Here is a 16500-nt window from a genome sequence, read left to right as displayed (position 1 = left end):
CAGCTCGGCTCGGCGACGGCACCAGGCCGCGGCCCGGCCCGAAGGTGCCGGAGCGGCGCAAGTCACGGCGCCGCTTCGGTCAGCGCGTCACGTTCCTGTGCCGCCGCGCTCCGGCGGCCGTCGAACCACTGCCGGCTCCTGGAATATCAGCCACTCCGGATTTTCGATTTCGCGCCCGAGGGCATTGTCGAACCGCTTCGGGATCTCGCGGTTGAGGCTTTCGAGATAGGGCAGGAGAGGCCGTTTCGGCGGGTTGCGCTGCTCGCGGCCGTCGAGCGGCTCGTACCAGGTCCATTTCATGTCGTCGAAATATTCGGCGAAACCGAAGCCGTCGAAGAAGTAATCCTCATGCTCGAGCATGGCCATGTACCACAGGCTTGGCGCGGCGGTCGGGTTGGGACGGTCCGAGCTGGCTTTCTGCATCTCTTCCAGAAGCCTGGTTCCGTCTACGTCGTCGCGCGAGCGGAGGTGGGACTGGAGTGCCGCCAGCTGCGGCGTCGGCTCGAGCCGCGGCGTGACCATCAGCACGGGCTTGTGCTGCATCCTTGCGGTTGCGATCTCATGAACGGTTCCGACGCTGTAGACGTTGGTGGGGGTGTAGGCGATCAGGAAGTCGGCGAGGTCGGTCATCCTGAGATCGATGTGAAGGGTCGGCCAGAATTCCTCGCAAAGGCTGTCCCTCAAGCGGCGGCCTTCGACGTCGTCGTCATAGGTCCACAGGCCGCGGCGGTTGACGGTGAATTCGTCCTCCTTGCCGTAATGCTGCATTCCCGACACTTCGGGCTTGTTCCAGGGATCGAAGACGGTGGTGCCCATGCGCTGGGTCAGGAACTCGCTGACCCTGGTTCTCCAGCCGTTCGCTTTCTCCTCCTCACGCGATGGGACGAAGTCCATGGGCCCCGAGAGATAGACCCGTGCGCGGTCGAGAATGCCGCCGCCGCTGTCCTCCTGCTTCGCTTCGGCATCCTGCTTCAAGGACTCGGACCGGCGCTCGAGCGATTGCTGGACGGTCCGGGTTTCGCGTTCGATTTCGTGGGCCATGCTCTCTCCGTTCCAGACGTGATTTACGAAGAATCAGTTCCAGTAGCTTAGCCGATGCAGCGTTGAACGTGCGGCAGAAGAGCAGATGAAGGCTCGGCGAGTCCTTCCCAAGTCAATGCCGTCGATAAGGATGAGATAAACTGCGGCGGACGCAAGAGAAGCCGAAGGCAAAAGCCTCGATCTGGCGGACCGAAAGTCTGAACTGGAGAGGTTCAAGGTCATGATGGAGCAGACGCGCTCGAAAAGAGCTGGCGCTCCAGGAAGTTGGCATGGCCCGGAGTGAAAGCCTCCTCCGACCAGCTGTCGTCCTCGGCGAGGAACTCCGATCCCGCCCTTGCCTCTGGGCTCATGGCGTTGCGGCGGTTCCTGCTTTCGAAATGCCGGAACATCCGCATGAACTCTGACAGGAAAATATCGGCGATCCGAAGGTCGCCTCGATAGACCAGCATATTCTCGTCGTTGCTCACGATTGACGCCTTGGAAAAGTTCGCCGATCCGCTTATCACCACCGGATCGTCGCCGAGCGGGTCTACCAGCATGAATTTGGTGTGCATGTAGTTCACATGGCTGTTCAGGCCGGTGAGTGCTTCCTCCAGCTGGCCCGAGCTGCCCGCGGCCGAAGCAACCGGCGCTCCCAGCCGGTCGCCCCAGGCAATCCGGTTTGCCGGCAGAATCCGCATGCGCTCGTACGGCTCGCGAAGCCGGCCTCCGACGCTTTCCATGAGCAGGTAGCGCAGCGCCCCCTCCGGCGGCGGGAGCACCGCCTGCGCAAGGAACGGTTCCGCCACCGTGAAGGCGGTGGTGAAATGGACAGACCGGCGCGCAGACCCGAACAGCTCCGCGTACCAGTCGAGCAGGGCTTCCGAAGGCCGCGGGCTGAACAGCGCCATCGTCGTGCCCCGCTCGGGAAGGCCCTGCGGGTCGGGATATTGGTAGCCGACCCAGTCCGCAAAGCCCCCTTCCGCCCCGGCGCCGCCGGACCGGCGCTCGGCCGGGTCCTCCGCAAGCCTTGTCCAATAGTCCAGGAACTGACGGGCGACCGTTCGATCGCGTACCACCTGGCCGACGTTGGACTGGCCGTAGATGCCGCCCTTGGTGAAATTGGTCGATCCGGTCCACACCGCGACCGGATCGCCGTCCTCGAGCAGGATGATGAACTTGTTGTGCTGGATCGTCGTGTTGGTTCGCGGGATCAGCATGGCTTCGAGGGCGCGCTGACTCTCCTGCTCGCGCACGCCGACCGCATTGACCGCGGCAAGGGCCTCGGCGCAGATCGGGTCCGGCGCGCTTGCCTGTACCACTTCGGCGTTCTTGTAGGCGATCGGATCACGGGCGGGGTCGTCGTAGTCGACCGTGGTCGTAACCCCGCTGGTGCGCTGAAGACGGCGGCTCGTTACTTCGGCCGCATGATGGATGATCTTCACGTCGGCACCCGTTTCGAGGACATCGACGAAAGCGCGGACCAGGTCCGGATCGGTGAATTCGTAAACGGCCGCTCTCAAGGCGTAGCGGGGAGACGGCCCGTCCCGGCCTTCGTCAAGCGCCGCCCGGCGCACGAATTCTTCCATCGCCTCGCCCAGGCCGCGCGAGAGCCATCCGAACGCTTCTCCGCCCGGGACGTCTTTCGGCGGTACGAACCGGCTCCAGGCTGTGCGGCCGAATTGCTCGGTACGATACCAGCGGGCATGTTCGCCGAAGCGGCGCATGTAGCCCTGGCTGGCCGCGACTCCGCGATTGAAGTAGATTCCGTGCCGGCCATCGTCGGGAACCTCGGTCCGGACTTCGACCTCCAGCGCGTGCCGATGTTCCAGTGCACCGGGGCGGCCGTAGGCGGCGCTGATCCGATAGACATAGGCGGTTCCGCTCTCGACGACATAGTCGCCCCACATAAAGTCCTGCACCGGCGCCTCGCTGAGCGGCACGCCGCCACGCTCGGGGACCGGCGCATCCCGAAACCGGCGCCCGCCGATCAGCGGCTCAAAAGCGCCGCCGCTGGCCGGCCGCCGCCAGATCGAGAAGCCGAGCAGGCCGGAGCGCTGCGCCGGATCCACATCGAGCCCGATCAGCACCACCTCGGTTCCGGCGAGAACGGTGGCGGTGATCGCGCCGTTTGTGCTTCGACTGCGCATTGTGGCTCCGATCTTTCGGCTGTCTGCGGCTCCTGGCTGTCCGCCACAGAGGTTGCACCAAAGAAACAACTCAAGGGGCGGCAGCTCGATCGAGCGAGAATACAATCGACGCGAGCCAATGCCAAGTCTGGCCATGGAGATTGGGATCAGGCAAAAAATAACGCTTGCGAATATTCAGAACCGGAGCAACTAATTGCCGATTGCCTGCGGGAGAAGGCGAATGGCGGGGGCGTGGGTCGACACTGGGCGTGAGGCTGCGCGCGGTCGCCTCGCAGACTATGACAGCAACGAAGACGGGCCGCTGTTTGCCGTCAGCGATGAGGGCAGTGCCGCGACCTCGGTACTCGAAGCCGCCTATTCTTCGGCGAAGGCTTCGGCGCGGGCGGAATTTGCCGCCGATCCGTTGCGTCTGGGCGTGATCCTGGACGGCGAACGGATGACGAGTGCCGGCGAGACGCCGATTGGGCCGCCGGAGTATCGGACGCTGAGCTCGGCCACGGCGGGGCGGTTGCTGCTGACCACCAACGTGGGCACCCGCGTCAACGTGCGAATGGCAGGGCACCTGCCGGAATATGAGGCGGTTCCGGCGTCGCTTGAGCAGGTGATCGCCGCCTTTCAGCCCTTTCTGAACACTCCGGGAGGCCGGCCGCGGCCCCTTACGGTCCGGCTTCGAGCGGCGCCCGGATCGGGCACGGCCGAGGTGGCCGAGCTTGTCCGGCAGGTGGAGCAGGGCAGGAAGGACGGCCTGATCGGCGCCGCGCCGCTCCACCGCCTTTCGCTGCTGGTCGAATTCGACGGGCGGATCGCTACCGAGGAGCAGCTGCTCCAGATCGAAGGCTTCATCCGCACCGCGGCCGAGCTCAAGGTCCCCGAGGTGGCGATCGATGCCGTGCCGCTCCCCTATGCGAGGCGGCGACTGAGCGCGGCCGGGCTGCTCGAGGTGCTGCGCCTTGAGGACCTCAATCGGCTGCTTGCAGTTGCGGTTCCGCTGCGCGTGGTTCTGACGACTCGCTTCGCCGTCGACGTGGAGGCGAGCGCGAGGACGATCTGGACGGGCCTCGAAGCTGCCCGCGGCCAGGGGCTGGACGGCGGCAAATACGGTCTGTTCCCACTCACGCTCGAGGAGCAGGAGCAGGCGATCGAGATGATCACCCGCTGGACCGCCGGCTGGACCGCGATCCCCGCCTTCTACGTGGATACGCCGCTGGTCACCGCGACGGAGGTGTTCGACGTCGACCGCTGCGAAGAGGCAGCGCGGCGGTGGCTCAAGATGGCCCGGGGCGCCGGCGCAACCGTGGCCTTGTTCGACGGTCCGGACCGGGTCACGCCGCGGCGGCTGGTGAAGTCCGAGAAGAGCCCCGAGGGCGTCCTGAACCTCGACCAAATCGAAAGCCTGACCAGGTTCGGCGAGCTGTTGGGGATCAAGATCATGTGGTCGGGCGGAGTCACCGCACCCCAGGCGCTCGATCTCGCGCGGCGCCGGGTGTTCGCGATCTTCAGCACGTCCAGCGCATCATCGAAGATCGCAGTCACCGCACCGTTCAGCCGGGACCATCGCATGGCTTCCGAGAACGAGCCGCAGGAGTTCGGAGTCAGGCGGATGCACGCTGCCATCCAGGCCGGCTTCCTGGCGACTCGGCTGCGCGAAGCCGTGCCGGACCTGGCGCAACGGCTGGACTCGGCGGCAGAGCAGCTGGTGCAAGCGCCGGCCGATGGTCCGGCAGCGGCATCGTCGCTGGCGACGTTGAACGAGCTGCTCGTCGACGGCTGGCGGCGGATCGGGCCTTCTTCGACAGCCCCGCCGCGGGCGAGCGGCGGCAACAAGCATTTGCCCGTTCCCGCCGGCGCCGTGCGCGTGTTCCGCGGACGCAAGCACGCGGGTGCTTCCCATGAGGATTTCCGCCAGCGCCTCGCAACCGTGTTCATGCCGATGACGGTGCAGATGCAGCGCCTGTATGGACTGACGGCCTATCTCCCGGCAGTTCTCCCGAACGCGGACGACGGACTGCTTCCGGACGAAGTCGCGCTGGTCTTCTACAGGACCCAGGAATCCTATAACGAGGCCAAGCGCTGCATCGGCGGCCGTGCCTACAGCGAGCTTCACGAGCTCGCATTCGACATGCCGGCCAGCCGGAGCGGTTTTCCGGTCCTGCTGGCGGGGGGTGAAGTGGAAGCGGAGCGGCCCTACCATCTGTTCGACCGGTCGGTGGACTGGCAGCAGGGCAGCACCCGGCTCTTCATCGGCCGACGCAAGAGCGACATAGCCTCGTCCGACTTCCTGCAGCGGATCGGCGCAGCCGCACGGGGCGTGCAGCAGGCGCCGGGCGGGATCGACGGAGCCATATTCGTGGCGAACGGCGAGAGCATCCTGTGGTGGGATCATTCGGCCGAGGCGATCGAGGAGCCGGTCAGCCACTTCGGCGACCTGGCCGAGCCCGCTTATGCCGCCGCGCCGCGCCGCCTGCGGATCCCGGTGGACCTCACCGAGCCCTTCGTCGGGCTGTCGCTGGAGAGCGCCGGCGATTTCCTGAACTTCCAATTTTCGCGGATCTGATCCGTGCCCCGCGCCGCGCTTTGCTTGAGCAGCCCGGACCGGATCCTCGGAGCGACGCGGTGAGCGCGCTGGACGTCACTCGCTCCTCGGCGCAGCGACTGCTCGACTATCTGGCGGCGGAGTTCGACGAGACCGGCAGCAGCAGATCCGCTCCCGACGGGATTCAATATTATTACAAAATGCCGGCGACCTTCGCCCTTGCCGGACGGCTGGACCTCGCGAACGCCACTCTTGACGAGTTCGTTCGAAGGTTCTTCGCGAGCGGCGTGCTCGACACGGCCGGAGATGCGATGGCCAAGGATTGGGCGCCGTATATAGCCGGCTGGACGGCGTGGGGCGCTGCCCTCCTCGGCCGCTTCGACATCGGCCGTGCGGTGATCGGCTCCGTCATGCATTTCCAGGCTCCCGACGGAGGCTTTCGAAGCGCAGCCGACGGCGAAGCGCCCTCCGACGTGCAGCGGACGGGCGCCGCGCTGATGGGCCTGGCGTGGAACAACGAAATCGCTGCGGCGGAACGGGCTGCGACATTCCTTCGAACCACGATCGAGGAGCAGGCCGGCCGCAGCCGCTTCTGTGCCCTTGTCGATGACGGACGGCCCTTTGCCGATCCCAACGACCGGAACACCTATTTCGACGTCGCCGATCCCTTCGCCCGGCCGGCGATGTTTGCCACGCCCATGGCAGGTCTCCTGTGGTTGTACCGGCTGACTGGCCGGGCCGAGCATCTGGCGGCCTCCACGCTCTACTCGGAGCTTGTCCTCAGGCACGACAGTCCGGCCGCACTGCCCCTGGCGACGAAGATCGGCTGGTCCTCGCTGATGCTCCACGCGCACACCGGCGACGACAGGCTCGTCTGTTTGGCTCGGGAGACGGTCCAGTGGCAGGCCCGGCGGCAGGATGCCGACGGCTCGATAAGCTTCCGCGACATGGAAGGGTCACCGCAGCAGATCGACAAGGTCTGGCTGGTCGGCTGGGGATGCGATTGCCTGCTCACGCTCATCTCCGTCGCAGCGGCGGCATCTTCGAGAACAGGAGGAACGGAATGACGAATATGACCCAGGGACCTTGGACGCGAATCCGGCCGCTGCAGATCGACGAGGTCGACGACAAGACCGCCGCCGCTTTCAAGCAAGCGGAGCTCACGTGGGGCCATTTCCCGAACAATCTCATCAAGGTCATGGGCTATTGTCCCCGCCTGACGCAGACGGAAGTGGAATATGCCAACACCTTCATCTTCGATCCCAAGACGTTCGAAGGGGAGCTGCAGACGGCCGGGTTCCTGGACCGCTTCCTGCGCGAGCTGGTGATCTCCCGCACCTCGCTGGTCAACAAAGCGCTTTATTCCATCACCCACCATTCTTTCATCGGAATGGCGCTGTTCAAGGGGGCCGGGCGGGAAGAAGAGGGTCATCGAAAGCTTCTGCATCTCCATGAGCATGAGAAGCACCCGGACGTATACACCGACCTGGAGAAGGTCGTGCTGGATTATACGGTGCTGGTCACCCGCAATCCGCACGAGGTGACCGACGAGCTGTTCGATCGGCTGAGGGCGGCCTTCGCGGCGCACAATCAGCAGGACTCGCGGCTCGCCGCGCTCGCCGCCGAGGCCATGGACCGGCACGTGTCGACCCAGATCGTCGAGCTCACCTGGCTGATCGGCCATTTCTGCCTCCTCAACAGGTGGTTCACGGCTCTGCAGGTGCCGGACGAGACCGCCGAGGATGAAGCCAATTTCCTGGGCGCCTACGCGGCGATGGTGCCGGAGGACATTCGTCAGCGGAACGAGGCGGTCCTTGCAAGCGCTGCCTCCGCCTAGTCCGGACGGCCTTCGGGCTTCGGGGCTTCCACCGCGGCCGCCCGGGGGAAATACCCCTGGGCGACCGCCGCTCCCCGACGCGCCGTGGTGACCCCCGCCACCGACGTACTGGAGGCGCTGGCGCGCTTCGAAGCGGGAACGCGCCGCCGTCGAATCCAGCTGATGATCGGAGTTATCGCAATCGTCGTCAGCTTCTCATTCCTGTGCTGGCAGCTCCTACTTCAGCACCGGGCGGCGCAGGAAGCGGCTAGCGAGCAGACGCAAAGGGCCGACAATCTGCAGCACGCCCTGACCGAGGCCCAGGAAGCGCTTCGCCGGGGCGATCGGGCGCGCGTCGACCGAGTGCTGCAATCCGCCCAGGGCCAGACCCGGAATCTTGGAGCGTCGGCGCTCCCTCAGGACGAGGTCGCGCAAATGCCGTTGGAGCAGCTCGACGTTCACCTGTGGATCTGCGCCGGCAGTGCACCGGCCAATCGCGATCGCGCGATCGCGTTCAGCACCAGGCATCTTGCTGCGGTGAGGGGTTGGCAACGCCGCTATCTGCAGCCGGAAACCAATGCCCAGCCGAGCTTCCGAGTCGTCAGGAACGAAATACGCTACAATCCGGGCGAGGGGGCTGCGGCTGCCCGGCTGGAGCAGATGATCCGGCAATCGCTCGGCATCGAAGTCGCTCGGGTGGCCACATTCTACCCTTCGCCGCAGTCGATCAGCGTGTTCTTCTGCGAAGGCGCCAATCCGCCGCTCCCCGCCGCTGATCGGAACAGCGCCGCTGCCGGGGCAGTGGCCCGCTGACCCGGCCCGCCAACGGCTGAAACACTCCTCGGCCGAACAGGAACCGGACATCTGCCTACCGCTGGTGAGTCGCCCTGGTGCCGGCGATGAGCATCAATCGCGTAGCGCACCGGCATTGGCATTCCGGGCAACGGAATCGGCGAGGTCCAGCGCTCGCTTCGAAACCAGTCGAACGCGCTCGACGAACCAATCGTGCACTGCACGCGAAAAGCGCGCTCCCGGACCCATGTAGCGTTCGATCCGCTCGGAGCTGAGTTCGTCTTCGTGCAGCATTCTGCCAATTTCACCTTCAAGCGCCTGCAACGCTTGCGCCTGCGCTTCCCAGCGCTCGTCCATCAGCTCCTTGCGGTCCAGCCCGAGGACCCGGATGGTGTAAACGCCTTTGGGATGATTGTTGACGGGCGTCACGACGCCGCCCTTGCCGAACCTGATGAATTGAGAAGGATCTTCCTCATAGGGATAGATCAGCAGCGGCCTTTCGGCTTCGTTCAGATCGCGGGTGGCCGGCGCGGGTGCGGCCTCATAGCTGCCTTCGACGGGAAACTGGTCCGACTTGAAGTTGTTGCACCGCTGGCACGCAGGGAGCAGGTTCTGCCAGTCGTAGGCGAGCCAGTAATAGCCGCTATGAGCATTCCCGTCCGCAAGCTGGGCATCGCGCTTGCCTTGCTCGCCCGGCACGGTGACGTTGCCCTTGGGCCGAAAATGCTCGGCGTCGCCGAAGAACCCGCCGCTGATCCTGGTCTCGCAATAGGCGCACTTGCCGTGAAAGACCCGGGTAAGCAGCCACGATTTCAGTTCCGACCAGACGCTGCCGTCGAAGTCGCACTTCTCGCCTCTTGACCGCTTGTCGAGATAGTCGCGCGTCTTGCCCTCGGCGCGTTCGGCCCAGGCATCCCACCAGGCGCGATCGGGTCCGTCCAGAGCTGCGGGATCGAACCTGACCCTGATCATCCCGCGCCTCCCGCCTCGCCCGGAGCCGGCCTGCGGTCGGCGCTGCTCGCTTCTATGACGGCGTCGACGCGCTGGCGGGAAAGCTCATAAGCCTCGCGCTGCGCATGCGCTTCGAAAGGCGGCGGCGCGCTGTCCATGAGCGCATCGAGCTCCATGTAACGGTCGTCCTCGTCCGCCGTCCTGTCGTCCTTGCCCAGCAGAACAGCATATTCCGCCCGCAGCGCTTCCCAGTCCAGGTCGCGAGCCGAGGCAAGGTCGAACGCGGGGTCGGTAAGTATCTGGTCGACCCGATAGCCTTTGAACGACTTGTCGAGCAGATCCACGTGAAGCCCTTGCGAGTCGCGCGAGACTTTGACGACTTCCTGCTGCCCGAGGCTGCCCACCATCAACGCCGAGTGGGTGGTCGCAATAACCTGAAGATTTGCGAAACTGTTGCGCAGCGTCGGAACCAGCCGCTGCTGCCACTCCGGGTGGAGATGGCTGTCGATCTCGTCGATGAGAAGGATCGCATGGGCGTCGGCCGGATTGTCGTCGTCGCCCTGTATCTCGAACAGCCTCTGGATCAGCGTTCCCGTCCAGCCGATCATCGAGCTCATCCCCTGACTGACATATTCCAGGGGTATTTCGCCGTCCGACGTCGACAAGAGGATCTCACCGGTTGTCGGATGGCAGCGCGAGAAGCGCAGGTCGAAGCCCGGCGCCATCTGGTCAACGATCGAGAACAAGGTATCGAGCCGCGACCGGGCGCGCTCGCGATCCTGTACCGGCAAGGACGAGTCCTGCTGGATCGAATAATTCTGGCGAATCCAGGTCCGCAGATCCTGGGCCCGGCCGTCGGCTCCTCCCCTCAGCAGCGGCAATATGTCGCTTACCCGCGGCAGCCGCTGGTCGGGGAGCGTTTCCGATTCCGCAGTGCCGAGATCGGATATCCCCCGCACCGCCGAAAAGCCGAAGGCCAATATGGCGCCGGCCTGGAGCGGGGAAACGGCGGCGGTGACGTTCACCCGATCCCCTTCCAGCGAGAGCTGCGCCCGGTAGGTCACGGGCTGCGGGAGCGTGTCGATAGTGAGTTCGACCGAGCCGCTCTTGGTCCCGCGCTTCAGGAGAGAACGCGCATAGGGCCTCGCCTCCGCGGCAGTGCCGGCGAGGACCAGGGCGATCGCCCGAAGAAGCGTGGATTTGCCGGCGCCGTTGTTGCCGAGGATGACCGTCCATTCCGACGCGATCGGAAGGGTGGCTTCCGAAAAGGGCCCGATGTTGACGAGCTTGACTGCGCTGATGAAGTTCCTGGTGACATTCAGCTCTCGCGGCGCGTGCCTGAGCGAACGCACGCGCTCCTCGACCTTCACCGCGAGACGGTCGGCGAAATCGGCAAGCTCGCCCGGAGTGCCGACCTCCAGCAATTCGATATTGTACTTGGATCGGGCTCGCTCGGCGAGGAGATCGAAATCCGGGTCGGGCTCGATCAGCGCGTAATGCGCGCTCGACGAAGGGCCGAACATTCCGACCGAGTCCCACAATCTCTCGAGCTCGAGGAACGGCAGTCCGACGAACAGGATCGGCCGGGCGGTGAAGAAGGAAGAGAGCAGGGATCGCAGGTCGGGCGCTTCGGTGAGCGTCTGCTTCAGCTGCGCGCGCGTGAGGATGAGAGTCTGCGGCTCCGACAAAGTGCCGCCCAGCTTCAGCAGGAACTGCTTGTCGGTTCGAACCAGCTGCTCGAAGTCCATTCCGGAGCGCACCGTCACCACATTGGCGGCGCCGACCGCGCGTTCGACGGAATCGTCGATGGTGGTGGCAATGAAGCCGCTCCACTGCAGGCGGCAAAGCCGCTCGAACCCGGGACTGGGAACGGCCGCGGCGAAGGCATCGCGGGCACGCGAAGCCAGCGCGTCGCGTCCGATCTTCTGCTCGAGTACATCCACTGCGGCGTCGACCTCACCGCGCTCGAGGAGGCGCGCCAGCCTCGACACCGGGTCCGGTGCACCGGCGATCAGCTCGGAGCCAGTGCCGGAATCGCCGGACGCCACCGATCCCAGGAAGTCGTTCCAACTCGGCGCCTGCTGCCGAACGCTGGCACCGCCGCCGACCACCAGGATCGCCGTTCCGTGAACGATCGCGTCGGCAAGACCCTGCGGGATTCGGGGCGGCGAAGGCCGCGGCTGATCCGGCGCGGCGACGTCCAGCTGAGCCGTGGCCTCGTCCGTCGTGGAGTCGCTTTGGGTGGAGGAAGACTCGTTCGGCTCCGGCCGGGCGGCCATCTGGTCCAGTTGCGCCCGGGTCCGCGAAAGCGCCTCTCGAAGCGCCTGCGCCTCACGTGCGGACCGCCTGCCCAGGAGTGTCGCGAGAACCCCGACCGCGGAAGCCGCCGCTATGAACAGTGTAAGCAGCTGTGCCGTATTGTCCGTCGCGAAGGAGGTGATCCATTGGGCCGGCGAAGCCGCCAGGGCCTTCGAGTGGACCGAGGCGGCGATGATAACGGCAATAAGCAGTCTTGGGCTCTTCACCGCATCCCCCTAGATCCAATTCGCGCTTCAACCCGTTTGGGCGCACCCGCACAAAGCTGCCGGCGTTCTCAAGGCGGGTAGCGTCCATTGGATCTCCGCGTCGACAGCGCCCGTGGCAGCACATGTCCCGGGCCATATGCTGACGATTGAATATGATCAGGATAAGCCCGGAGCCCCACCCTGCACTGTAATGCAGGGACGCTGCGTATTCCACTACGTTACTTAGCAAAGCGCGCGGCGGCCAGAATCTGTCGGAACGTCCCTCTTCGCCGCGGCGATCAAACGAGATGCCGCAGACGCAGCCTATTTCCCGGCCTCGGGGGCACTTCTGGCGGGTACAAACTCGCACCGCCCGGCAACAATCAGCAGAAATGCAAGATTATCGCGGCTCGGCAATTCCGTCCTTGGCCCTGTGACGTTCCAGGAGAGCCCATAGCGCCGCTACACGGGGCCACTGTACGTGAACGCGGCGACGCGCCAAGCAGCCTTCCTGATACAGCCCCGGAAGCTAGCTTAATTAGACTGATCGTTCTCGCCGCTGCGCCGACTCGGCCCCACCGACTCGATGTCGATCTCCACGAGCCCGGGCGTGTCCACGGGAAAGACGCATTGGTAGTCGTATCGCGCCTGCAGTGACCGGTTATCCCAGGGACGCGTCCGGTCCGTGTCGTAGTTGAAATATAAAAACTTCAGTCTCTCAGGAGCATGAAGGAGCAAGCGCGAAATGGCTTGAGGATCGGGATGACCGTGAAGGTTGCCGTTGCTCGAGATCGCGAAGCTGCAACAGTCGAGCAGGCGGACTAGGTCAGGGGTAGTGTTCTTTCTGCTGCCGTGGTGCGAGATCTTGACGAGGTCGAGCCGGTATCGGCCGCCCTCTTTTTCCGCCAGCGGCCGAAGTTCCCTTTCGAGCAGGTCTGGATGAGCGTCCCCCGCGAGGAGAACGCGATAGTCGTTCCACTCAGCGAGGAATGCAATGCTCGAGCCGTTCGGGGGCTCGCGATCCGTCGGCCCAGGCGCAGCTAGCAGCTCCACGTCCAGCACCTCCGGCATGGGGGAGCGACCAAGCGGAACCAGGTGAGTTCCCCGCTCCTCGGTCTCGAGCGCCTCCTGAGCCGCCAGCGCAGCCTGCTCCTCCCGCCAGTCCTCCCATCGCTCCCGAAGCTCCGCGAGATGTTCCAGGTCGGGGGAGAGGAGCGTGATGGTCAGCCCCTCCACTTCGATACGCGCCGGCGCTGTCTCAATGGAGATGATTCCGTCCCCGAACCCTTCGTTCCACGGCCATTTACGTCCCCGGAGCGCTTTGGAGTACTGGTCGCCCTGCTTTTCCCCAAGCGGCTGGTACCGTACAAGTTGATCGAACCCGTTGTACCACACCAGCCGGGGCGTCAGCGGGGGTGCATCATCCTCAATCATTTTGAGCGCACCCGCAATGTGATCGGCGTCAATGTGGGTTAGGACGAGAAGCGCGAGCGGCTCCCCCGCTCGTGCCATATCGTTCAAGCGTGGCCTTAGGTGGCGGTAGGCCCCAGCGCGTCCCCCATCGATTACCATGTGCCGCACGGTTCCCTCGTCTCCCCAACTGAGGATGAGGCAGTCCCCGTCGGAAGCGGGCAGCATTGTCAGCCTGAACAGGTCACCCTCCGGAGTAGCGCAGCGTTGTGACGTATCGAGTGAAGTCGCAGCGTCGAGCCACCGCTTCGACCTTCGCCTGCAGCGGATGCACTTCGTCTGGGTCCGAAAGCAGAATCATCTCCCTGAGCAGCTGCAGCCCAGCGGAGAAGTATGGGATACCGGCTGCAACGACCTGCTTGAGCTGCTCGCGAGCGGCAAGCTCCGAATCCCGTTCTTTATCCATCATCAACGCTCGACAATTGACGAGCAGGCAGTCGGGAATATCAGCGTTCGCTTTCGCAAGTTTTTCCAGTCGGTGCATCCACTCCCGCGAAAGCGCCCCACGCGAGGTGGCGAGTCGAACGTAAGCCGCAACACAAACGGCAAGCGGGTCCGCCTCGGGGCCGGCAACTGCCGCCTCGATGGATCCATCCTGCTCCATCGCATCAACCAGGGTCGTGAGGACTGATAGGCGAGCGGCTCCGAAGTAGGAGAGCAACGCCCGGTTGGCACTGTCCGGGGCCGCCACGGTTAGAAGCGCCTCAGTTCCGCTTCCTACGTCCACGAGTACTTCCGCGATGCGATCGCTGGGCCCGCCGCGAGCGCGCAGCCGCGGCAGGCTTGCGACTTCCTCTGCTGATGTGGTTGCCGCCCAAAGCCAGGCTCGGCCTGTCTCCTGGTCAGTGGCGAACAATGCCGCTCCGTCGGCGTCGGCTTCTGGGTCGATCCGCTGCACCCCCGAGCGCAGCATCCTGGTATAGGACCACTGCGAGGGTGGAGCCGCGAGCAAGTCCCACTCCGACGTCTCTGCGGAGTGCGGCCAGCCGAGAAGGTAAAAGCTCTGCGGCGACGAGACCTGCAGAGTCGCGGCGGCGCGGGAAGGCCGCTGCGGAGGCCTTCCAGCCCGACCGAACATCTGCCGGGTTCGCCGACCTAGCTGCTTCAATCGACTGGGCGGGCTCAACTGTTTGGGGCTTGCTTGAAGGGCCGCTGTTACAGCGATGTCTACCTCCGTCGATGCCTCGTTCCAGGAACTCGGTGTGAATGCCGCCTCCGGGAGGTCGATTGGAAGCATTAGGTCCCTCTGCGCGATCTCGAAGGAATCGACGAACACGCGCCCGAAAGGGAGAAGCAGCTGGATCGAATAGGCCCCAGTCTCGAGCGGCACATCGATTGTTCCCCGAGCAGGGACGACAATTTCGCGCACCTGTGGGCCCAGAGTATCGGCGGACGCGCCACCGCCGATGATGCGAGCTATGACGTCGAAGCCGCCCGGATCAGCAAGGCTAAGGGTGAGATTGTAACTCATCACTTCGCTCTCCGCGAGGGCCTGAGGCGTACCGGATAGGCCGGAGGAGACACAAGCTGATTGTCTACCAGCAGATCCTCATATTCGCTGGTGCCGTCGAAATGGACGCCGAAAGAATATTGCCCGGCCCGTACGCTAACGGCCCACTCACGAAGCGAGCTCGAAGGTTCATGCTGGTGGTAGAGGGCGACGCCGGTGCCATCGGCGGTGAGACGAAGCGGCGTCGTCCAAACTTGGTCGGGGTCGCACGTAACATACGCATCCGCCATCGCCGCCCGAGGCAGGCAGATCTTGAACTGACCAACGCGGACCCAATCCGGTTGCTGCTTCACCCGTCCTGACCTGCCGAGGCGGGGGACAAACTCATCCAGGGCCTCAGTCAAGCCGCCCGTTCCCACCCAATAGCCATAGCGGGGCTGGGCGCCCCAACCGCGCAGAGCCTTTAATAGCACCACTGAGTAGAGCGTTTCGCCATCCGGCTCAGCCCATGCCTGCGTGCGCGCCGAGGTCGCGAAATGGACGCTCTGCACTGCCCTTCCCCAACGGTCGTCTGATTGAGCCAAAGGTGTGAGCACGGGCCGCCCGAGGGCGCCAGCCGCCCCCTCTACCAATCTCGCGACACGATCATCGGTTCGGCACGCGTCGATCATGACGAGTTGGTCACCGCTCTGCATAGTTCCGAGGCCGAGAAGTAAGGTCGTCAGGTTCACTGCGCCGTCGAAGCGATTGTAGGCGCTCTTCCCGTAGTCACGACAAAGCAGCAGCGGAGTGCCTGCCGAAACGCCATGTCCTACAAAATAGAGAACGAGGAGATCCCCGTCTCGAGCGGTGCCGCGCTCAACCCACCGGTGGATTGCGTCCTCGACGGTCCCAACATCACCATTTGGGAGCGGGCCGGTGACGTTCGCCTTCGGATGCGAGTACGTAGCGGGGGCCGGCTCTGAGAGCACCATCGCCAAGCTGCCGAGCGGTCGCTCCGGATTGTCGAAGTCATCTAGAAAGAAGTCGGCCAGTGCGCGAGCTGACCGAGCCGCTGCAGGTATCTGTCGCATACCTGCAGCAATATCGGGAGCCGCCATAGCGCCGTCGAGCAGGTAGTCGTAGGTCCCTATGCCCACGATGAGCACATGTGTCCCCGGAACAGAGTCCGGATCCTCACGGATGAGGGCAGCGTCGTGCGACATCAGAGCTGGGGTCGCTGGAGCGGATCGACTGTCATTCCACTAGCAAGCAGGCGAGCGCCCCTTCGGCAAGTGAAGATAGCTCCGTTCCTGGTGACTGCGTCCTTTGTGAGGGGGGCGGTGACAAGTTATCCACCATATTCGTACGTCCCATCTTCACAGAGACTCTTGCATATGGGCGGAAGCTGATTCAACATCCGGCAGGGTCAGGTTTCGGCGCGGTCCACCCCGAACCGGAACGAAGATCCCGCAAAGGGGGTTGTCTGGACGGAGAGACGCCTAACCTGGAGGACACCCCAGGGCATTTGCGATTCCGGAGGGTCGATGATAGGTGCGCCGGCCACGGCGTACGAGCCGCAAGGATTCTGCGATGAAAAAGACCGTCAAGCTCAAGAGCAAGCCGTTCGGCGCCAAGGCCGGCGGCACGAAGGATCGATTCACCGCGAAAAAGAGCCAGTCGTCAGTGATCATCACTGCCGTGCACCGTAAGAAGTTTGGCTCGCGGCTCACCGATACCGACAAGGAATTTATCCGTCGCGCTGAAGCTGCGACCGGCACCTGCGCCGCGCTGGTCGGGAGAACTCGCCGAGCGTAACTCGTCTTCGCTCGCGC

12 protein-coding genes are annotated in these 16500 nt (G+C 64.5%); 5 read left to right on the top strand and 7 right to left on the bottom strand.

Translation table 11 applies throughout. From position 1 onward, the window contains the following. Window positions 1-87 precede the first annotated feature (87 nt). Window positions 88-1041, bottom strand: coding sequence for a hypothetical protein (locus AC5JBD_RS16680; RefSeq protein ID WP_495722951.1), 954 nt, complete (start codon window positions 1039-1041; stop codon window positions 88-90). Between the two features lie 218 nt (window positions 1042-1259). Next, window positions 1260-3170 (bottom strand): phospholipase D-like domain-containing protein, encoded by a 1911-nt coding sequence (locus AC5JBD_RS16675; RefSeq protein WP_495722950.1) that lies wholly within the window; start codon window positions 3168-3170, stop codon window positions 1260-1262. 220 nt (window positions 3171-3390) lie between these two features. Here AC5JBD_RS16675 and AC5JBD_RS16670 point away from each other — a divergent pair, with 220 nt between their 5' ends. From AC5JBD_RS16670 to AC5JBD_RS16655, 4 genes are all read left to right on the top strand, one after another. Next, entirely contained in the window at window positions 3391-5724 is a 2334-nt protein-coding gene (locus tag AC5JBD_RS16670) for a hypothetical protein (RefSeq protein ID WP_495722949.1), read from the top strand. A gap of 59 nt (window positions 5725-5783) precedes the next feature. Beyond that, a complete protein-coding gene (locus AC5JBD_RS16665) occupies window positions 5784-6770 on the top strand; it encodes a hypothetical protein (protein ID WP_495722948.1) in 987 nt (328 codons plus the stop codon). Next, window positions 6767-7540, top strand: a complete 774-nt coding sequence (locus AC5JBD_RS16660) for a carboxymuconolactone decarboxylase family protein (RefSeq protein ID WP_495722947.1) — start codon at window positions 6767-6769, stop codon at window positions 7538-7540. The genes AC5JBD_RS16665 and AC5JBD_RS16660 overlap by 4 nt, the downstream gene beginning before the upstream one ends. Window positions 7541-7627: 87 nt before the next feature. Further along, on the top strand, window positions 7628-8332 hold the full coding sequence (locus AC5JBD_RS16655) for a hypothetical protein (protein WP_495722946.1): 705 nt from the start codon (window positions 7628-7630) through the stop codon (window positions 8330-8332). A gap of 93 nt (window positions 8333-8425) precedes the next feature. Here the strand turns inward: AC5JBD_RS16655 and AC5JBD_RS16650 are convergent, their stop codons facing one another. The 5 genes from AC5JBD_RS16650 to AC5JBD_RS16630 form a co-directional block, all read right to left on the bottom strand. Next, window positions 8426-9283, bottom strand: a complete 858-nt coding sequence (locus AC5JBD_RS16650; protein ID WP_495722945.1) for an HNH endonuclease family protein — start codon at window positions 9281-9283, stop codon at window positions 8426-8428. After that, window positions 9280-11541 carry an AAA family ATPase gene (locus tag AC5JBD_RS16645; RefSeq protein WP_495722944.1) on the bottom strand — a complete coding sequence of 754 codons (2262 nt, stop codon included), beginning with the start codon at window positions 11539-11541 and terminating at the stop codon, window positions 9280-9282. Before AC5JBD_RS16645 ends, AC5JBD_RS16650 begins: the two co-directional genes overlap by 4 nt. Before the next feature lie 759 nt (window positions 11542-12300). Continuing rightward, on the bottom strand, window positions 12301-13338 hold the full coding sequence (locus AC5JBD_RS16640) for a ComEC/Rec2 family competence protein (protein WP_495722943.1): 1038 nt from the start codon (window positions 13336-13338) through the stop codon (window positions 12301-12303). An 82-nt stretch (window positions 13339-13420) separates the two neighbouring features. After that, window positions 13421-14707, bottom strand: coding sequence for a hypothetical protein (locus AC5JBD_RS16635; protein ID WP_495722942.1), 1287 nt, complete (start codon window positions 14705-14707; stop codon window positions 13421-13423). Beyond that, complete coding sequence (locus AC5JBD_RS16630; RefSeq protein ID WP_495722941.1) at window positions 14707-15891, bottom strand: caspase family protein; 1185 nt, start codon at window positions 15889-15891, stop codon at window positions 14707-14709. Before AC5JBD_RS16630 ends, AC5JBD_RS16635 begins: the two co-directional genes overlap by 1 nt. Window positions 15892-16258: 367 nt before the next feature. Here AC5JBD_RS16630 and AC5JBD_RS16625 point away from each other — a divergent pair, with 367 nt between their 5' ends. Further along, the gene (locus AC5JBD_RS16625) at window positions 16259-16483 is read left to right on the top strand and encodes a hypothetical protein (protein ID WP_495722940.1); all 225 of its coding nucleotides are present in this window, start codon (window positions 16259-16261) and stop codon (window positions 16481-16483) included. The last annotated feature ends 17 nt before the right edge of the window (window positions 16484-16500 follow it).

It is taken from the genome of Allosphingosinicella sp., from assembly GCF_059502505.1.
The sequence above is the reverse complement of the archived record's forward strand: the minus strand, read 5'-3'. Positions and strand labels throughout refer to the sequence as shown.

What these genes read in the sequence shown, in the direction of transcription:
- AC5JBD_RS16680 (WP_495722951.1), bottom strand. Translation starts at nt 1,041, where the DNA reads ATGGCCCACGAAATCGAACGCGAAACCCGGACCGTCCAGCAATCGCTC.
- AC5JBD_RS16675 (WP_495722950.1), bottom strand. Translation starts at nt 3,170, where the DNA reads ATGCGCAGTCGAAGCACAAACGGCGCGATCACCGCCACCGTTCTCGCC.
- AC5JBD_RS16670 (WP_495722949.1), top strand. Translation starts at nt 3,391, where the DNA reads ATGGCGGGGGCGTGGGTCGACACTGGGCGTGAGGCTGCGCGCGGTCGC.
- AC5JBD_RS16660 (WP_495722947.1), top strand. Translation starts at nt 6,767, where the DNA reads ATGACGAATATGACCCAGGGACCTTGGACGCGAATCCGGCCGCTGCAG.
- AC5JBD_RS16650 (WP_495722945.1), bottom strand. Translation starts at nt 9,283, where the DNA reads ATGATCAGGGTCAGGTTCGATCCCGCAGCTCTGGACGGACCCGATCGC.
- AC5JBD_RS16645 (WP_495722944.1), bottom strand. Translation starts at nt 11,541, where the DNA reads ATGGCCGCCCGGCCGGAGCCGAACGAGTCTTCCTCCACCCAAAGCGAC.
- AC5JBD_RS16640 (WP_495722943.1), bottom strand. Translation starts at nt 13,338, where the DNA reads ATGGTAATCGATGGGGGACGCGCTGGGGCCTACCGCCACCTAAGGCCA.
- AC5JBD_RS16635 (WP_495722942.1), bottom strand. Translation starts at nt 14,707, where the DNA reads ATGAGTTACAATCTCACCCTTAGCCTTGCTGATCCGGGCGGCTTCGAC.
- AC5JBD_RS16630 (WP_495722941.1), bottom strand. Translation starts at nt 15,891, where the DNA reads ATGTCGCACGACGCTGCCCTCATCCGTGAGGATCCGGACTCTGTTCCG.
- AC5JBD_RS16625 (WP_495722940.1), top strand. Translation starts at nt 16,259, where the DNA reads ATGAAAAAGACCGTCAAGCTCAAGAGCAAGCCGTTCGGCGCCAAGGCC.